The following is a 17054-nucleotide window of genomic DNA, read 5'->3' on the forward strand; positions in this document are numbered from 1 at the left end:
CGACCCGTTGAATAAACGCGCGTTCCCGGTCAGTTCCTGTCTTACGCCTGAGCCTTGTCAAGACAAAGCGGGCCTCGGCGATTAGAATGGCCGCACTTTATTCCGGTGACAGCGATATGAACGATCAGCGCCAAGGCAACGATGCCGAACCCACCACTCACTTCGGCTTCAAAAACGTACCGGAAAGCCAAAAGGCGGAGAAAGTCGCTGAGGTTTTCCATTCCGTAGCCGCCAAGTACGACTTGATGAATGACGTGCTGTCCGGCGGCATGCACCGTCTGTGGAAGCGCTTTGCCATTGAGCTGTCCGGCGTGCGTACGGGCAACCGTGTGCTCGACATCGCCGGTGGCACGGGCGATCTGACCCGCAAGTTTTCCCATCTGGTCGGCCCCACCGGTCAGGTCGTGCTGGCCGATATCAACGCGTCGATGCTCAAGGTCGGGCGTGATCGCCTGCTGGACCTGGGTGTGGCGGGTAATGTCGAGTTCGTCCAGGCCGATGCTGAAAAGCTGCCGTTCCCGGACAACCACTTCGATTGCGTGACCATCGCCTTCGGCCTGCGCAACGTCACCCACAAGGAAGACGCCCTGCGCTCGATGCTGCGCGTGCTCAAGCCGGGTGGCCGCCTGTTGGTGCTGGAGTTCTCCAAACCGACCAACAAGCTGATGTCCAAGGCCTACGACGCCTATTCGTTCGCGTTCATGCCGTTGATGGGCAAGCTGATCACCAATGACTCGGAGAGCTACCGCTACCTGGCCGAATCGATCCGCATGCACCCCAACCAGGAAACCCTCAAGTCGATGATGGTCGAGGCCGGTTTCGACCGCGTGACCTATCACAACATGACCGCAGGCATCGTCGCCCTGCATCGCGGTATCAAGCCCTGATGCTGCTGCGTGGCTTGCTCGCCAGTGTCGAGCACGGCATCAACCGTGCCTTGCGCATGGACAGCACGGCCCTGCCGCGCCTGGGTCGCCTGAGCGGGCGGGTGATTGCGGTGGATTGCCGCAACCCGTCGCTGCGGCTGTTTATCCTGCCCAGCGATGAAGGCCTGTTGCTGGCGGCAAACTGGGAAGCCGATGCCGACTGCACTCTGCGTGCCCCGGCGGCGAGCCTGCTGCGCCTGGCCCTGAGCAAGGACAAGACGGCTGTACTGCACGGCCCCGAGGTTGATCTGGACGGTGACAGCAGCCTGCTGCTGGAACTGGTCGGCATCCTCCAGGACCTGGAGCTGGACTGGGAATACGAGCTGCAACGCTGGCTCGGCCCGGTCGCCAGTCAGGTGCTCGGCGGTCATCTGCGCAGCCGCGCGCGCTGGACCCAGGATGTACTGACCAGTGTCAGTCAGAATCTGGCCGACTACCTGAGCGAAGAATCCCGCACACTGGTCGGTCTGCGCGAAGCCGAAGCGGGCTTTGCCGAAATAGACCGGATCAAACTCGATCTGGAACGCCTTGAGGCGCGCTTCGAACGCCTTTCCCTCTCCTTCAACTCCAGCGATAACGCATGAAGCTGCTTGCCGTCCGCCGTCTGTTGCGCATCCAGCGTGTCGTGATCCGCTACCGCCTCGATGACCTGTTGTTCGCCCTGCCGCTGCCCTGGTGGTTGTTGGCCGTGCGCTTTGTCCTGCCGTGGCGCTGGTTCCCGCGCAAGGCCTCGGAGCTGAGCCGTGGCGCGCGTTTTCACCTGGCGTTGCAGGACCTGGGGCCGATTTTCATCAAGTTTGGCCAACTGCTTTCGACCCGCCGCGACCTGCTGCCCGAAGACATCGCCGATGAGCTGATGCTGTTACAGGATCGCGTGCCGCCATTCGACCCGCAGAAAGCCATCGCACTGATCGAATCGCAGTTGGGCAAGAAGATCAGCGAAGTGTTCAGCCGTTTCGATGTCGAGCCACTGGCTTCGGCTTCGGTGGCTCAGGTGCATGCCGCCCGGCTGAAAACCGGCGAAGAGGTAGTGGTCAAAGTGGTACGGCCCGGCCTCAAGCCGATCATCGCCCAGGATCTGGCCTGGCTGTTCATCCTCGCCAGCACCGCCGAGAAACTGTCCGCTGACGCGCGCCTGTTGCACCCGGTGGATGTGGTCAGCGACTACGAAAAGACCATCTACGACGAGCTGGACCTGCTGCGCGAAGCGGCCAACTCCAGCCAGTTGCGCCGCAACTTCGAAGGCTCGCAGCTGCTGTATGTGCCGCAGGTCTATTGGGACTGGTGCCGGCCGAAAGTGCTGGTCATGGAGCGTATCTACGGCGTCCAGGTCACCGATCTGGAAACCCTGGCCGACCAGCGCACCGACATGAAGATGCTGGCCGAGCGCGGTGTGGAGATCTTCTTCACCCAGGTGTTCCGCGACAGCTTCTTCCATGCCGACATGCACCCCGGCAATATTTTCGTCAGCACTGTGCAGCCATGGAGCCCGCAGTACATCGCTATCGACTGCGGCATCGTCGGCAGCCTGACCCCGGAAGACCAGGACTATCTGGCGCGCAACCTGTTTGCCTTCTTCAAGCGCGATTATCGCCGGGTCGCCCAGTTGCACATCGACTCGGGCTGGGTTCCGGCCCACACCAAGCTCAATGAGTTCGAAGCAGCGATTCGTACCGTGTGCGAACCGATCTTCGAGAAGCCGCTCAAGGACATTTCCTTCGGTCAGGTGCTGATGCGCCTGTTCCAGACCGCGCGTCGCTTCAATATGGAAGTGCAGCCGCAACTGGTGCTGCTGCAAAAGACCCTGCTCAATATCGAAGGCCTGGGTCGTCAGTTGTACCCTGACCTGGACCTGTGGAGCACCGCCCAGCCGTTCCTGGAGCGCTGGATGCGCGAGCGGATCAGCCCCAAGACGTTGTTTGGCAATGTGCAATCGCAGATCGAACAGATCCCGCACCTGGCCGGCATGACCCGCGACCTGCTGGAGCGTCTGTCCCAACCCCATGCCGTCGACCCGCAGCCGACCTGGCGTGCGCGCGGCGACAGTTGGATCCTGCGGTTATTGGGCGCAGCCCTGCTGGCCGCAGGCGTGGTGATCGCGTCGAGTCTGGCCGGTGCCGGCAGCGAATGGACCGCCCCTGCCACCTGGCCTGCGTGGGTCATGTTGACCTCAGGGTTGTATCTAGTCGTTCGCCGATAGCCATCGTCATCATGCGCTGGCACACTGTTCAACCCGCCGAGGCCTGAAGCCCGGCTGCCGGAGTAGATGATGAAAGACTGGTTGGACGAGATTAAATGGGACAGCGATGGCCTGGTGCCCGCCATCGCTCAGGATCACAAGACCGGCCGCATTCTGATGATGGCCTGGATGAATCGTGAAGCCCTGGCCCTGACCGCAGCCGAGAACCGTGGCATCTATTGGTCGCGTTCCCGTGGCAAACTCTGGCGCAAAGGCGAAGAATCAGGCCATGTGCAGAAGCTGCACGAACTGCGTCTGGACTGCGACGCCGACGTGATCATCCTGATGGTCGAGCAACTGGGCGGCATCGCCTGCCATACCGGCCGCGAAAGCTGCTTCTATCGCGTCTATGAAGGCGGTGACTGGAAGACCGTGGATCCGGTGCTCAAAGACCCGGACGCCATTTATCACGCAGGACACTGAACATGAGCGATACCTTGTCACGCCTGGCGCAGGTGCTTGAAGAGCGCAAGGGCGCCGCTGCCGACAGCTCTTATGTCGCCAGCCTCTATCACAAGGGTCTGAACAAGATTCTGGAAAAGGTCGGCGAAGAGTCGGTCGAAACCATCATCGCCGCCAAGGACGCCGCCGTCAGTGGCGATTGCAGCGATGTCATCTACGAAACCGCTGACCTGTGGTTCCATAGCCTGGTGATGCTTGCCGCGCTGGGTCAGCACCCACAAGCCGTGCTCGATGAGCTGGATCGCCGTTTCGGGCTGTCCGGACACGCGGAAAAAGCCGCACGTTCAGCCGACTAACCCACCGCTTTCGAGCTTTGAAATTTCTACGAGGAACGCTTCATGGGCATTTTTGACTGGAAACACTGGGTCATCATTCTGGTTGTCGTGGTACTGGTCTTCGGCACCAAGAAACTCAAGAACCTGGGCACTGACGTGGGTGAGTCGATCAAGGGCTTTCGCAAGGCCATGAACGACGAAGAGAAGAACCCGGAGCAACCGCCGGTACAGCCGACCCAGACCGCACAAGCTGCGCCTCAGGGCTCGCCGCTGAACCAGCCGCACACCATCGACGGCCAGGCGCACAAAGTCGAAGAGCCAATCCGCAAAGACCAGGTCTAGCCCCATGTTCGGTATCAGCTTCTCTGAATTACTGCTGGTCGGCCTGGTCGCCCTGCTCGTGCTCGGCCCCGAGCGCCTGCCGGGTGCTGCGCGTACCGCAGGTCTCTGGATCGGCCGCCTGAAGCGCAGCTTCAACGCGATAAAACAGGAAGTTGAACGCGAAATCGGCGCGGACGAGATCCGCCGCCAACTGCACAACGAACACATTCTGTCGTTGGAGCAGGAGGCGCGCAAAATCTTCAACCCGCCGGTCCCGCCCAGCGTGGAGCCCGTCAACCCCGCCGTAGCGGCCACTACGCCAGCCCATGCACCCGCACTCACGAGTGCTGAACCAGGCCCGGCGGCACCTGCTGAACCAGTACCTGCGCCCGTGGAACCGGTCACGGTCGAACCGGCGCCGGTGATCCACACCACTGCGGCAGCCCACGCGCCTTCCGCCAACGATTCGTCATTGCCCCCGCGAGCCCCATGAGCGCTGAAATCCCTGAAGACGACCAGCAAATGCCGCTGGTCTCACACCTGACCGAACTGCGCACACGCCTGCTGCGTTGCGTGCTGGCGATCTTTCTGATTTTTGCCGGGTTGTTCTACTTCACCCAGAAGATCTACACCCTGGTCTCGGCGCCTCTGCGGGTCTACCTGCCCGAAGGCGCGACGATGATCGCCACTGACGTCGCCTCGCCGTTCATCACGCCATTCAAGCTGACCATGATGGTCGCGCTGTTCCTGGCCATGCCGGTGATCCTGCATCAGATCTGGGGCTTCATTGCACCTGGCCTGTACAAGCACGAGAAGCGCATTGCCGTGCCGCTGCTGGTATCGAGCATCATCCTGTTCTACTCGGGGATGGCATTCGCCTACTTCCTGGTCTTCCCGCTGATTTTCCACTTCTTCGCCAGCGTGACCCCGGAAGGGGTATCGATGATGACGGATATCGCCAGTTACCTGGACTTCGTCATGACACTGTTCTTCGCCTTCGGCGTGGCCTTCGAAATCCCGGTGGCCGTGGTGCTGCTGGTGTGGATCGGCATCGTTGACGTGAAGTACCTGAAGAAGATCCGTCCGTACGTGATCATCGGCTGCTTCGTGGTCGGCATGATCCTGACGCCGCCGGACATCTTCTCCCAAACCCTGCTCGCCGTGCCGATGTGGCTGCTGTTTGAAGTGGGTGTATTGGCCAGTTCGATGATCACCAAGCGTGGCGACCACCCGGACGACCAGCCTGCCGAAGAGCCGCAGGACCAGCCGCCAGCGACCCGGCCGTGAATCTGCTGTTACTCGAAGACGCCGACTTCATTGCGGCGGACCGGGTGGTGCTGCGTGACCGGCGCCTCAAGCACATGCAAGAGGTGCATCGGATCGAAGTCGGCGACAGCCTGCGGGTCGGCCAGATCGGCGGCCTGCTGGGCAGTGCCGAGCTGTTGCGCCTGGAACCCCGGGAAGCCGAGCTGCGCATCAGCCTCGACAGCCCGCCACCGGCCAAACTGCCCCTGACCCTGCTGCTGGCCCTGCCCCGGCCAAAGATGCTGCGCCGGGTGTTTCAGACCGTGGCGACCATGGGCGTGCCCAGAGTCATCCTGGTCAACAGCTATCGCGTGGAAAAAAGCTTCTGGCAGACGCCCTTTCTGCAACCGGAGGCGATACGCGAGCAACTGATCCTCGGCCTGGAACAGGCCCGTGACAGCATGTTGCCGCAGATCATCATCGAGAAGCGCTTTAAACCGTTCGTCGAAGATCGCCTGCCGCAACTGGTCGAGGGCACCCTCGGACTGGTCGGTCATCCTGGCGACTTTCCCGCCTGCCCGCGTGCCGTGGAACAGCCGGTAACCCTGGCGATCGGCCCGGAAGGCGGCTGGATTCCCTACGAAATTGACCTGCTCAGGCAGTCGGGGCTGCAACCGGTACAACTGGGCGAACGTATTTTACGCGTTGAAACTGCCGTAACTGCCCTGCTCGCCCGGCTTTTCTAAGTATCGTTTTGCCAGCATTATGGCTACAGTTCGCGCACTAAGTTGCCGATATTAGTTGCACTTACATAAAAACAATAAGCTTTCAGGAGCGACGCCATGTATCGCGGGATAGCCCAAGGCCTGGGAAATATAAGCGTGAGCCGCAAGCTCGCCGTCGGTTTCGGCTTGCTGTTGCTGATGACCCTGATCATCACCAGCACCGGCTGGTTCAGCGTGACATCGCTGATCGGCCGCAGCGACAAGATCGCCGCCATCAGCCATATCAGCGATGCCACCCTGGAACTGCGCGTGGTGCGTCTGCGCTACGAGGCTCAATACAGCCCTGAAGCCGCCAAGGCGGTGTATGCCGGCCTGGACAAGCTTGATGAAACCATCAATGGCGCACTCAAGATCATTGAAGCGGGCGATGACTTCAAACGCCTGAACGATCAACGAACCGCTGCCGCCAAATACCGCAGTTCCTTCGACGACATGGTCAAAGCCATTGCCGCTCGCGAAGTCGCCCGCACCAACCTGGGCGTCACCGCTGATCACGCCGTGGAAGAGGTCAACAAGATCGAAGAGTCACTGCTGCTGGGCGACAGCATCCTCGAGTTCAACAGTTCCGTCAGTGTCAGCAAGCTGATCCAGCAGGCGCGCTTCCAGGTCCGTGGCTACACCTTCAGTGGCAAGGCCGAGTTCGAAAGCGCCGCGACCGCTGCCATCGACGAAGCTACCGTGGGCATCAATACCCTCGCGGGCGAGATTTCCCCCGAGTTCCTTTCCAAACTGCAGGCCGGCGCAGCCGCCCTAAAAGGCTATCGCGCGGCAGTGGGCCAGTACCGCGACGCCCAGCAGGTGAGCATGCAGGCCCTGGAGAAAATGACTGTCGTCGGCCAGGACCTGCTGGATATCAGCGACGAGCTGATCACCTCGCAGAACGGCAAGCGTGACAGCGACAGCCAGAAAGCCCAGTCGACGCTGGGGCTGGTCACCGTACTGGCGATCCTGTTCGGCATCATCGCCGCCTGGGCTATTACCCGGCAGATCGTTCTGCCGCTGCGTTACACCCTGACCGTGGTCGACCGCGTTGCATCCGGCGACCTGAGTCAGAACCTTGCCGTGGATCGCAAGGACGAGCTGGGCCAGTTGCAGGCCAGTATCCAGAAGATGACCCTGGGCCTGCGCACCCTGATCGGCGGGATCAGCGAGGGCGTGACCCAGATTGCCAGCGCCGCCGAGCAACTGTCCGCTGTCACCGAGCAGACCAGCGCCGGGGTCAACAGCCAGAAAGTGGAAACCGATCAGGTCGCCACCGCCATGCATCAGATGACCGCGACCGTGCAGGAAGTGGCGCGCAACGCCGAAGAAGCCTCGGAAGCGGCCAAGGTCGCCGATCAGCAGGCCCGTGAGGGTGATCGCGTGGTCAACCAGGCCATCGCCCAGATCGAGCGCCTGGCCACGGAAGTGAGCAATTCGACCAAGGCCATGGGCCTGCTGAAGACTGAAAGCGACAAGATCGGCAGCGTGCTGGACGTGATCAAGTCCGTGGCCGAACAGACCAACCTGCTGGCCCTCAACGCCGCTATTGAAGCTGCCCGCGCCGGTGAGGCCGGACGTGGATTTGCGGTGGTCGCCGATGAAGTGCGCAGCCTGGCCCAGCGCACGCAGAAGTCCACTGAAGAGATCGCCCAGCTGATCGTCGGCCTGCAAGGCGGTACGCAACAGGTCGCCAGCGCTCTGGACAGCAGCCGCGACCTGACTGACAGCAGCGTCGAACTGACGCGTAGCGCCGGCAGCGCATTGGAAAACATCACCCGTACCGTGTCGGCGATCCAGTCCATGAACCAGCAAATCGCCGCCGCCGCCGAGGAGCAGAGCGCCACCGCCGAAGAGATCAACCGCAGCGTGCTCAATGTGCGTGACGTGTCGGAGCAGACCTCGTCGGCCAGTGAGGAAACTGCGGCATCCAGTGTTGAACTGGCGCGGCTGGGCAATCACCTGCAGACGCTGGTGGGGAAATTCAAGGTGTAGAAAATGTGGGACCGGCTTTAGCCGGGAAGACGCTTTCCCGGCTAAAGCCGGTCCCACAGTCGCAAATACACTTTGAAAATGTGATCGGCTTCACTCACTCACCTCGCTCAGAAATCTCCTACAACCTCTTCAGGTCGCGCGATCCAACACCCTGCCGATGCGCTGGAAACACGTATCAGCAGGAGATTTACCCATGTTTGGATGGCTCAATCAGGCGCTGGGCAATACCAGCGTCAAACTCAAACTTTCCATGGGCTTCGGCCTGGTCCTGATCCTGACCCTGGCTATCACGCTGACGGGGTGGCACGGGCTGGACACCGTCATTGCCCGGGCTGAATCCATTACAGCCATCGGCCAGCTCAACGGTCTGAACAAAGACCTGCGCAGCGCGCGCATTCTGTTTCGCAGCGAAGGCAGCCAGGACAATGCCGCAGCCGTCGAGGGCTTGCTCGGCGAACTCGGCAAACAACTGGATCTGCTGCGCGGTGACGCCGATAACAAAGCCAGCCTGGAACTGCTCACCGAGCAAAGCCGGATCGTCAGTTCGATGAAAAAAAGCTTCGCCGAGCTGAGCGAAGCGCGCAAAGCCCGGGAGGCCCGGCGCGAGCAACTTGAAGAGCAATCCGCCAGGGCGGTTAAAGCGGTGCAGGACGTCGAGAGCGAGGTGCTCAAGGCCGTCAGCCAGGAGCAGGACAACGGCGAGCGTCTGGAGGAGTTCACCAATATTTCCCAACTCAAACAGCAGATCCAGACGGCCCGCTATCAGGTCCAGGCGTACACAATGAACGGTCAGGAGGCCTATGAGGACGCAGCCACCACGGCCATTGGCGAAGCAATCAAGGAGGTCGAGGAAATCGCTCTGGATCAGGCCGATGACAACCTCAAGGGCCTGAAAAACGCCAGTGAAGCCCTGCAACGCTATCGCGGCCAACTGGCCGAGTTTCAGACCGCGCAGAACAAGGTTGATGGCGCACAGAAAAATCTGGATACCTTGAGCGAGCAGATGCTCAACTCAGTTGCCAGCCTGATCGACAGGCAAACCGCCCAGCGCGATCAGGAAGCGGCGCTATCGCGCACCACATTGACCAGCGTCGCCGCACTCGCCCTGTTTCTCGGCCTGCTCGCGGCATGGCTGATTACCCTGCAAATCGTCGTGCCGCTGCGCCAGACCCTCGCTGCCGCCGGGCGAATCGCCAAGGGTGATCTGAGTCGCGACCTGCAGAGCCGCCGCCGCGATGAAATGGGCCAGTTACAGGACAGCATGCAGGAAATGACCCTGAGCCTGCGCCAGTTGATCGGCAATATCGGCGATGGGGTCACGCAGCTTGCCAGCGCCGCCGAAGAACTGTCCGCCGTGACTGAGCAGACCAGTGCCGGGGTCAACAGCCAGCGCGATGAGACCGATCAGGTGGCCACCGCCATGAACCAGATGACCAACACCGTGCTCGACGTCGCGCGTAATGCCCAGCAGGCCAGCGAAGCGGCGACCCATGCCGATCAGCAAGCCCGCGAAGGCGACAAGGTGGTCAACGATGCCATTGAGCAGATCGAGCAACTGGCGTCTGAAGTGGCCAGATCAACCAAGGCCATGAATCAGCTCAAGCTGGAAAGCGAGAAAATCGGCGGCGTGCTGGATGTGATCAAGTCGGTGTCGCAGCAAACCAATCTGCTGGCCCTGAACGCCGCCATCGAAGCGGCCCGTGCCGGGGAGGCTGGACGTGGCTTTGCCGTGGTCGCTGACGAGGTACGCGGCCTGGCACAGCGTACGCAGGAGTCCACCGAAGAAATCGAGGAACTGATTGCCGCGCTGCAACAGGGCACACAACAGGTCGCCATTACGCTGGACAGCAGCCGCAGTCTCACCGACAACAGCGTCAGCCTCAGTCGCCGCGCCGGTAGCGCCCTGGAGCAGATCACCCGAAGCGTCTCCAATATCCAGGACATGAACCGGCAGATCGCCACCGCAGGCGAACAACAAAGCGCCGTGGCCGAACAGATCACCCGTAACGTGGTGAGCGTGCGCGATATTTCCGATCAGACGGCAGCCGCGAGTGAGGAAACGGCGGCGTCCAGCTTTGAACTGGCGCGCCTGGGCGTGCATTTGCGTGATCTGGTGGGGAAATTCAAGGTCAGCTAGGCGGAGCCAGAAACAACTGTGGGAGCGGATTCATCCGCGAAAGTGGCGGGTCAGACGATAAATATCTATCGAATGTACCGGCCTCTTCGCGAATGAATTCGCTCCCACATTGTTTACGCTACAGCTTCAGCTCAGGCATGCACCAAAGCGTGCGCCGGCTCTACCACCGCCGGTTGCAGCGGCAGCAATGGCGAATGCGGATCGGCTTCGATGGAAGCGCGCCACGCGGCCAGCCACTCGGCGTGACCTTCGCTCCAGACCTGCTCGTGCAGACGACCCAATGCCACCGGGTCGCTGAGCAGCATCAGGCGCTCGTGGTTGCTGAGCTTTTCCGGACCGACTTTCAGCGCATGGCGAACCCGCTCCTGACGCATCAGCTCGATGGGCTCGGCGAACTTGTGGCGCGAAGTCGCCAGGGCACAGGCCAAGGCGTTCTGCCGTGGGTCGACGACGGAACGAACAAAGCCGTCCTTCAGCGCGTGCCAGCGGTTCTCATGGGTGTACTGGTCGGTTGCCAGCAGCTCTTGCGGCGGCGCGTATTCCTCTGGAATGAGGAAGAACTTCTCGTCGCGCGCCTTGAGGCCCAGGCCGGTACGGCTGGAAATCACCGAGACCGGAATCGACAGCATCAGCGAACCGACGATCGGCGCCAGCCACCACAGGAAGCTCGGGTTCAGCCACGCCACCAGCAGGGCCCAGCAGGCGCCCAGCAGGGTTTGCGGACCGTGGCGTTTGACCGCCTCAAGCCATGGCGTCGAGTCGTCGTCACGTTGTGGCGAGTTCCAGGTTGCAGCCCAACCGAGGAACGCAGCCAGTACGAAGCGAGTGTGGAACAGCATACGCACCGGAGCCAACAGCACCGAGAACAGCATTTCCATCAACATCGACAGCGTGACCTTGAACTTGCCACCAAAGCCGATTGCGCCCTTGGCCCAGATCAGAATGACGCTGAGCAGTTTAGGCAGGAACAACAGCACGATGGTGGTGGAGAACAGCGCCACGGCTTTTTCCGGGTGCCACTGCGGCCACAGCGGATACAACTGCCGCGGCTCCATGAAGTAGGTCGGCTCCATCAGTGTGTTGACCGCAAGCAACGCCGTCGACAACACGAGGAAGAAGAACCACAAAGGCGCAGACAGATAAGACATCACGCCTGTCAGGAACACCGCACGGTGCACCGGGTGCATACCCTTGACCAGGAACAGACGGAAGTTCATCAGGTTACCGTGGCACCAGCGACGGTCACGCTTGAGTTCGTCCAGCAGGTTCGGCGGCAGCTCTTCGTAGCTGCCTGGCAGATCATAGGCAATCCACACGCCCCAGCCGGCACGACGCATCAGCGCCGCTTCAACAAAGTCGTGGGACAGAATCGCACCGGAGAAAGCACCTTTACCCGGCAACGGCGCCAGGGCGCAGTGCTCGATAAACGGCTTCATACGGATGATCGCGTTGTGGCCCCAGTAGTGGGATTCACCCAACTGCCAGAAGTGCAGGCCAGCGGTGAACAGCGGGCCGTAAACCCGGGTAGCGAACTGCTGCATGCGCGCATAGAGCGTGTCCATGCCCGACGCCCGTGGCGCGGTCTGGATAATACCGGCGTCCGGCGTGGCTTCCATCAAGCGCACCAGACTGGTCAGGCATTCGCCACTCATTACGCTGTCGGCGTCGAGGACGACCATGTAGCGGTATTCGCCGCCCCAGCGACGGCAGAAGTCGTCGAGGTTGCCGCTTTTGCGTTTAACGCGACGACGACGGCGACGATAGAATATCTTGCCGAAGCCCTTGGTCTCGCGACACACGTCCAGCCAGGCCTGTTGCTCGGCAACGCAAATATCGGTTTCGTTACTGTCGCTGAGTACGAAGAAGTCGAAGCGATCAAGGTCACCCGTCGCCGCAACCGACTCGAAAGTCGCGCGCAGACCGGCAAATACCCGGGCCACATCTTCGTTACAGATCGGCATGACCAGCGCGGTGCGGGCACCGGCTTCGATCGGCTCGTTACCGGCGCTGGCCCCGGAGATGCGGTATTTATCGCGCCCGGTGAGCAGTTCCAGAAAGCCCATCAGCGCGGTCCAGAAACCGGCCGAGACCCAGCAGAACAGGATGCCGAACAGCAACAGAATGCTGCTCTGCAAGGCATAAGGCAGAACCTGCAAGGCGGTCTGCATCAGCGACTGCCGGGAGATTTCGTCGAACGAAACCAGCGACCAACCCTGATACGGCATGATGCCTTTCATGTACCAGCTGGCGACGATGGTCTGACCCAGCATCAACAGCAGCAGGATATAGCGACGGGTCGAACCCACGGTACGCCAACGCGCCTTGGGCAACTCGCGCTTCTCCGGCTCCGGCGCATTGGTGCGACCGGTCAGGCGTCGCCAGCCACGCACCAGAATATTGGTGCGCCATGGCTCGGGAACGACCTTGGTGCGCTGAATCGGTGGCGTGGCTTTCAGGCACACCCTACCGCTGGCGTCGAGACCGAGCATTTCGGCCTCCTGCAACTCGTCAGCGGTGGCCAGGGTCAGGCGACGGCCTACCGAGACCTGAGCGGCCTCGGTAGTGTCGACGCCCGGCTGGGCCGAAAGACGTTCATGCAACTCACTGAAAGACTGGCAGCCGGCAAGTTCTGCCCGCTGCTCGTCACTCATTGGCAGGTGCGCCAGGTACTCGCTCAGCGAGACTGGCGCCGGTACGGAATTACTCATCGGCTGGCAACTGGTAGCTCCAGGTCTCGGTCAAGACTTGCAGGGTCTTGGCAGATTCTGGAAGGGTGGATGCAGGGCCATGAGCAGGCTGCTGAGACTCTTTACCGTCCTTGACGCGGGCAGCATCGGCCAGCGCCGCTTCAGGGCGATCAGCAGCATCAGTCTTGGCGGTTTCAGTGACCGCTTCCGGCTTGGCAGCAGCAGCGTCAGGCTTGATCGTGTCAGCTTTGGCCGCATCGGCCTTGGCTACGTCGGCCTTGGCGGGCTTGCCTGCTTCGGCTTTCGGCGCTTCCGGCTTGGCTGCGTCAGCCTTGGCCACTTCAACCTTGTCGGCGGCTTTCGGCGCGTCCTTGGCTTCTTTGGCGGCCTTGGCGGCTGCGGCTTTTTGCTCGGCCTTGTCTTTCTCGGTGACCAGCAATGCAGGCTCCTTGCCAGGTTCGGCAGGCAGCTCGCGCAGCAGGTAAGCACGCATTTCGATCGGCTTGTTGTTGTCCTTGACCTTCAGACGCAGGGTCAGGCGGTAGCCTTTGGTCACCGGGTTGTAGCGCAGGTTGTTTTCGACCAGCTCGGTGTTGTCATCGGTGGTGACCTGGCTGCGGATCGTTGGATCTTCAGGCAGGGCGGCCAGTACCGGACCTACGAAATCAACCAGGAACGCCACGGTGCCGTCAGGCTGGCGGATCAGGTTGGACTGTTTGACATCGCCGGTGGAGCGCAGGGTCTGACGGACCCAACCCAGATCAGGCGAGTGGATGGCTTTTTCGTCCATGGTCCAGTGCAGGCGATAGTTGAAGTCAACGGGTTCGCCCGGCGCTGGCTGGGTTTCCGGCTTCCAGAAAGCAACGATGTTGTCATTGGTTTCATCGGCAGTCGGGATTTCGACCAGATCAACAGTACCCTTGCCCCAGTCGCCTTTCGGTTCGATCCAGGCGCTTGGACGCTTGTCGTAACGATCATCGAGGTCTTCGTAGTGGCTGAACTCGCGGCCACGTTGCAGCAGACCGAAGCCGCGCGGGTTCTCGACCGAGAAGCTGCTGACCGACAGGTGTTTCGGGTTGTTCAGCGGACGCCAGATCCACTCGCCATTGGCGGCCTGAATCGACAGACCGCTGGAGTCGTGCAGCTCGCGGCGATAGTTAGGTACACGCGAAGGCTGGTTGGCACCGAACAGGAACATACTGGTCAGTGGCGCAACGCCCAGCTTGCCGACTTTATCACGCAGGAACATGCGCGACTTGACGTCGACCACGGTGTTGGTGCCCGGACGTAGCGTCAGCTGATAAGCACCGGTAGCGCGCGGCGAGTCGAGCAGGGCGAAGATCACCAGGTGGTTTTCGTCGGTCTGCGGCTTCTCGATCCAGAACTCGGTAAAGCGCGGGAACTCTTCACCCGACGGCATCGCGGTATCGATGGCCATGCCGCGCGCCGACAAGCCGTACACCTGGCCTTTGCCGATCACGCGGAAATAGCTGGCGCCGAGCATGGTCATGACTTCGTCGTTCTTGTCATCCTTGTTGATCGGATACAAGACGCGAAAACCGGCGTAACCGAGTTTTTCGGTGGCCTTGGGGTCGAACTTCACGTCGGCGAAATCGAAACGACCGGCGTCGTACTTGATCTCGTGAACATCAGTCGCGGTGACTTCGTTGATTTTGACCGGCGTGTCGAAGTGCATGCCCTGATGATAGAAGGACAGCTTGAACGGGGTCTTGTCAGTGGCCCACTCGGCCTTTTCCTCACGGAAACGGATTTTCTGGTAGTCCGCGAACTTCATGTCGCGGAACTCCGCCGGAAGATTGCTCTTCGGCGCTTCAAACTTCTTCGCGGCCAGATCCTTTGCCTTGGCAGCTACATCTTCCAGATCGAAAGCCCAAAGCTGGGAAGCGCTGAACAGGCAGATCAGGGCAGAACTCGCCAATAGCGCGCTGCGCAGCCGCTTGCCAGGTGTCTTAGGTGCATTACAGGGACTAACAATCACGAGCAACCCTCGCCGAAAACAGTGAAATAACCAACGGCCAGCTATCAGATGCCGGGTTGGCGAGCAATGTTCCGACTCCTAAAAGACTTGGGAATTCCCCAAGAGGCGTCGAAGCACACTCAAACCAAGATAAATGGACCCACTCACGCGATCCCCGTAGCGCGCGATTATCTAGTAGCGCGCGTGACAACGCATCAGGGGGAACGAAGTATTTATTGCTTTTAAGCCTAATAAATCCGGGCGGACCGGGTTTAGCTCTCCAACAAAAATGTCACAGGGCCATCATTGATCAAATGGACCTGCATATCTGCACCAAATTGGCCCGCCTGCACCCCTTCGTGCGAGCTTTTCGCCTTGTCGAGCAAGTAGTCGAACAGCTCGGCACCCAGGGCGGGCGGCGCGGCCCTGGAGAAACTCGGGCGCATGCCACTCTTGGTATCGGCAGCCAATGTGAATTGTGAAACCAACAATAGACCGCCCGCGACATCGCGCAACGACAGATTCATTTTGCCGTCGCTATCACTGAAGACCCGATAGTTGAGCAACTTGTGCAGCAACTTGTCGGCGCTTGCGCGATTGTCCTGGGGCTCGACGCCCACCAGCACCAACAGGCCCTGATCAATGGCCCCGACAATATCGCCGCCCACCTCGACGCGCGCGCTGCGGACGCGTTGTAACAGTGCTTTCATCTTATCCAGAACTCCGAGTGCATTGACGTTGGAGCGAGGCTTGCCCGCGAAGAGGCCAGGACAGTCGGCACATTTTCCGCGTCAGGAGTATCGCCTTCGCGGGCAAGCCTCGCTCCAACGGCCCAAGTCTCGCCCTGACCTTCACATCAAATCAGGCTTCTTCCGGCGGCAGATCCAGCAGGCGCCGGGCAACTTCAGCGGCAGCCCGCACCAGCGCATCGGTAATCCCCGGTTCGGCAGCGGCGTGCCCCGCGTCGCGGATCACCTGCAGTTCGCTGTTGGGCCAGGCCTGATGCAGTTCCCAGGCATTGTCCAGCGGGCAGATCACGTCGTAGCGGCCATGGATGATGATGCCCGGCAAATGGGCGATCTTGGGCATGTCGCGGATCAGTTGGTTGTCTTCGAGGAAGGCCTTGTTGGTGAAGTAGTGGCACTCGATCCGGGCGATGGACAAGGCCCGCTGTGGCTCGGAGAAGCGATCGACCATGGTCGAGTTCGGGCGCAGGGTCGCCGTGCGGCCTTCCCAAGTGGACCACGCCTTGGCGGCGTGCATCTGGGCGATCTGGTCGTTGCCGGTCAGACGCTTGTGGAAAGCGGTGAGCAGGTCGCCGCGCTCGTCCAGGGGGATCGGCGCCACGTAATCCTGCCAGTAATCGGGGAACAGGCGGCTGGCACCGGCCTGGTAGAACCAGTCGATTTCCTGCTGGCGCGCCAGGAACACCCCGCGCAGGATCAGTGCATGCACGCGGTCCGGATGCGTCTGGGCGTAGGCCAGCGCCAGGGTCGAGCCCCAGGAACCGCCGAACAGCACCCATTTATCGATGCCCAAGTGCGTGCGAATGCGCTCCAGGTCTTCGACCAGATGCCAGGTGGTGTTGTTTTCCAGATTGGCGTGGGGCGTTGAACGGCCGCAGCCACGCTGGTCGAAAGTGACGATACGGTAGAGGTTCGGATCGAAGTAGCAGCGACTCTGTGCGTCACAACCAGCCCCAGGACCACCATGGATAAAGACCACCGGCAGCCCTTCAGGCGAACCACTTTCATCGACATACAGCACATGCGGCTCTTCCACGGCCAGATCGTGCCGGGCGTAAGGTTTGATCTGCGGGTACAAAGTCTGCATAGGTGCTCCATAGGTCCTGTTCAGGGGCTTCTATTATTGTGGCGCAGTGGCTGCGAGCCTCTAAATCGAACAGCCAGTGTGGGCCATCATAAACCCGAAACGATGATTCATCATGCTCTCTAGTGACGCATGAATGATGACTGGAACGATCAATGCAAGCGTTTTGCCAATTACTCGGCCCGGCGAACGCAT

At 60.9% G+C, this 17054-nt stretch carries 15 protein-coding genes and 1 pseudogene; 12 read left to right on the forward strand and 4 right to left on the reverse strand.

The window, feature by feature from the left end; all coding sequences use genetic code 11:
• The first annotated feature begins 116 nt into the window (after positions 1-116).
• From ubiE to AC1Z24_RS29430, 12 genes and pseudogenes are all read left to right on the forward strand, one after another.
• A complete protein-coding gene (ubiE, locus tag AC1Z24_RS29375) occupies positions 117-887 on the forward strand; it encodes a bifunctional demethylmenaquinone methyltransferase/2-methoxy-6-polyprenyl-1,4-benzoquinol methylase UbiE (protein ID WP_259104482.1) in 771 nt (256 codons plus the stop codon).
• Positions 887-1510: a ubiquinone biosynthesis accessory factor UbiJ gene (locus AC1Z24_RS29380; protein WP_483743781.1), complete on the forward strand. Its 624-nt coding sequence runs from the start codon at positions 887-889 to the stop codon at positions 1508-1510. Before ubiE ends, AC1Z24_RS29380 begins: the two co-directional genes overlap by 1 nt.
• On the forward strand, positions 1507-3126 hold the full coding sequence (ubiB, locus tag AC1Z24_RS29385) for a ubiquinone biosynthesis regulatory protein kinase UbiB (protein ID WP_483743782.1): 1620 nt from the start codon (positions 1507-1509) through the stop codon (positions 3124-3126). Before AC1Z24_RS29380 ends, ubiB begins: the two co-directional genes overlap by 4 nt.
• A 69-nt stretch (positions 3127-3195) precedes the next feature.
• Positions 3196-3588 (forward strand): phosphoribosyl-AMP cyclohydrolase, encoded by a 393-nt coding sequence (hisI, locus tag AC1Z24_RS29390; protein WP_259104242.1) that lies wholly within the window; start codon positions 3196-3198, stop codon positions 3586-3588.
• A gap of 2 nt (positions 3589-3590) precedes the next feature.
• Positions 3591-3923 carry a phosphoribosyl-ATP diphosphatase gene (locus AC1Z24_RS29395; RefSeq protein WP_259104241.1) on the forward strand — a complete coding sequence of 111 codons (333 nt, stop codon included), beginning with the start codon at positions 3591-3593 and terminating at the stop codon, positions 3921-3923.
• Between the two features lie 42 nt (positions 3924-3965).
• Positions 3966-4244 (forward strand): twin-arginine translocase TatA/TatE family subunit, encoded by a 279-nt coding sequence (locus AC1Z24_RS29400; RefSeq protein WP_259104239.1) that lies wholly within the window; start codon positions 3966-3968, stop codon positions 4242-4244.
• 4 nt (positions 4245-4248) lie between these two features.
• Positions 4249-4716, forward strand: coding sequence for a Sec-independent protein translocase protein TatB (gene tatB / locus AC1Z24_RS29405; protein WP_483743783.1), 468 nt, complete (start codon positions 4249-4251; stop codon positions 4714-4716).
• A complete protein-coding gene (gene tatC / locus AC1Z24_RS29410) occupies positions 4713-5510 on the forward strand; it encodes a twin-arginine translocase subunit TatC (protein WP_259104237.1) in 798 nt (265 codons plus the stop codon). The genes tatB and tatC overlap by 4 nt, the downstream gene beginning before the upstream one ends.
• Positions 5507-6214: a 16S rRNA (uracil(1498)-N(3))-methyltransferase gene (locus AC1Z24_RS29415; protein WP_483743784.1), complete on the forward strand. Its 708-nt coding sequence runs from the start codon at positions 5507-5509 to the stop codon at positions 6212-6214. Before tatC ends, AC1Z24_RS29415 begins: the two co-directional genes overlap by 4 nt.
• Positions 6215-6310: 96 nt before the next feature.
• Positions 6311-8227 carry a methyl-accepting chemotaxis protein gene (locus tag AC1Z24_RS29420; RefSeq protein ID WP_483743785.1) on the forward strand — a complete coding sequence of 639 codons (1917 nt, stop codon included), beginning with the start codon at positions 6311-6313 and terminating at the stop codon, positions 8225-8227.
• A 250-nt stretch (positions 8228-8477) separates the two neighbouring features.
• A pseudogene (locus tag AC1Z24_RS29425) lies at positions 8478-9458 on the forward strand (methyl-accepting chemotaxis protein); the annotation flags it as partial.
• Between the two features lie 198 nt (positions 9459-9656).
• On the forward strand, positions 9657-10364 hold the full coding sequence (locus AC1Z24_RS29430) for a methyl-accepting chemotaxis protein (protein ID WP_483746737.1): 708 nt from the start codon (positions 9657-9659) through the stop codon (positions 10362-10364).
• Positions 10365-10495: 131 nt separating this feature from the next.
• Here AC1Z24_RS29430 and mdoH read toward each other — a convergent pair whose 3' ends face one another.
• The 4 genes from mdoH to pip all read right to left on the reverse strand — a co-directional run bounded on the left by mdoH (position 10496) and on the right by pip (position 16862).
• Positions 10496-13072, reverse strand: coding sequence for a glucans biosynthesis glucosyltransferase MdoH (mdoH, locus tag AC1Z24_RS29435; RefSeq protein ID WP_259104233.1), 2577 nt, complete (start codon positions 13070-13072; stop codon positions 10496-10498).
• Positions 13065-15050: a glucan biosynthesis protein G gene (locus AC1Z24_RS29440; RefSeq protein WP_483743786.1), complete on the reverse strand. Its 1986-nt coding sequence runs from the start codon at positions 15048-15050 to the stop codon at positions 13065-13067. Before AC1Z24_RS29440 ends, mdoH begins: the two co-directional genes overlap by 8 nt.
• A 251-nt stretch (positions 15051-15301) precedes the next feature.
• Positions 15302-15739, reverse strand: a complete 438-nt coding sequence (dtd, locus tag AC1Z24_RS29445) for a D-aminoacyl-tRNA deacylase (RefSeq protein WP_483743787.1) — start codon at positions 15737-15739, stop codon at positions 15302-15304.
• A gap of 151 nt (positions 15740-15890) precedes the next feature.
• Positions 15891-16862, reverse strand: a complete 972-nt coding sequence (gene pip / locus AC1Z24_RS29450; protein WP_483743788.1) for a prolyl aminopeptidase — start codon at positions 16860-16862, stop codon at positions 15891-15893.
• Between the last annotated feature and the right edge of the window lie 192 nt (positions 16863-17054).

Source organism: Pseudomonas sp. JL23, from assembly GCF_056933585.1.

What these genes read in the sequence shown, in the direction of transcription:
- ubiE (WP_259104482.1), top strand. Translation starts at nt 117, where the DNA reads ATGAACGATCAGCGCCAAGGCAACGATGCCGAACCCACCACTCACTTC.
- AC1Z24_RS29380 (WP_483743781.1), top strand. Translation starts at nt 887, where the DNA reads ATGCTGCTGCGTGGCTTGCTCGCCAGTGTCGAGCACGGCATCAACCGT.
- ubiB (WP_483743782.1), top strand. Translation starts at nt 1,507, where the DNA reads ATGAAGCTGCTTGCCGTCCGCCGTCTGTTGCGCATCCAGCGTGTCGTG.
- hisI (WP_259104242.1), top strand. Translation starts at nt 3,196, where the DNA reads ATGAAAGACTGGTTGGACGAGATTAAATGGGACAGCGATGGCCTGGTG.
- AC1Z24_RS29395 (WP_259104241.1), top strand. Translation starts at nt 3,591, where the DNA reads ATGAGCGATACCTTGTCACGCCTGGCGCAGGTGCTTGAAGAGCGCAAG.
- AC1Z24_RS29400 (WP_259104239.1), top strand. Translation starts at nt 3,966, where the DNA reads ATGGGCATTTTTGACTGGAAACACTGGGTCATCATTCTGGTTGTCGTG.
- tatB (WP_483743783.1), top strand. Translation starts at nt 4,249, where the DNA reads ATGTTCGGTATCAGCTTCTCTGAATTACTGCTGGTCGGCCTGGTCGCC.
- tatC (WP_259104237.1), top strand. Translation starts at nt 4,713, where the DNA reads ATGAGCGCTGAAATCCCTGAAGACGACCAGCAAATGCCGCTGGTCTCA.
- AC1Z24_RS29420 (WP_483743785.1), top strand. Translation starts at nt 6,311, where the DNA reads ATGTATCGCGGGATAGCCCAAGGCCTGGGAAATATAAGCGTGAGCCGC.
- AC1Z24_RS29430 (WP_483746737.1), top strand. Translation starts at nt 9,657, where the DNA reads ATGACCAACACCGTGCTCGACGTCGCGCGTAATGCCCAGCAGGCCAGC.
- mdoH (WP_259104233.1), bottom strand. Translation starts at nt 13,072, where the DNA reads ATGAGTAATTCCGTACCGGCGCCAGTCTCGCTGAGCGAGTACCTGGCG.
- dtd (WP_483743787.1), bottom strand. Translation starts at nt 15,739, where the DNA reads ATGAAAGCACTGTTACAACGCGTCCGCAGCGCGCGCGTCGAGGTGGGC.
- pip (WP_483743788.1), bottom strand. Translation starts at nt 16,862, where the DNA reads ATGCAGACTTTGTACCCGCAGATCAAACCTTACGCCCGGCACGATCTG.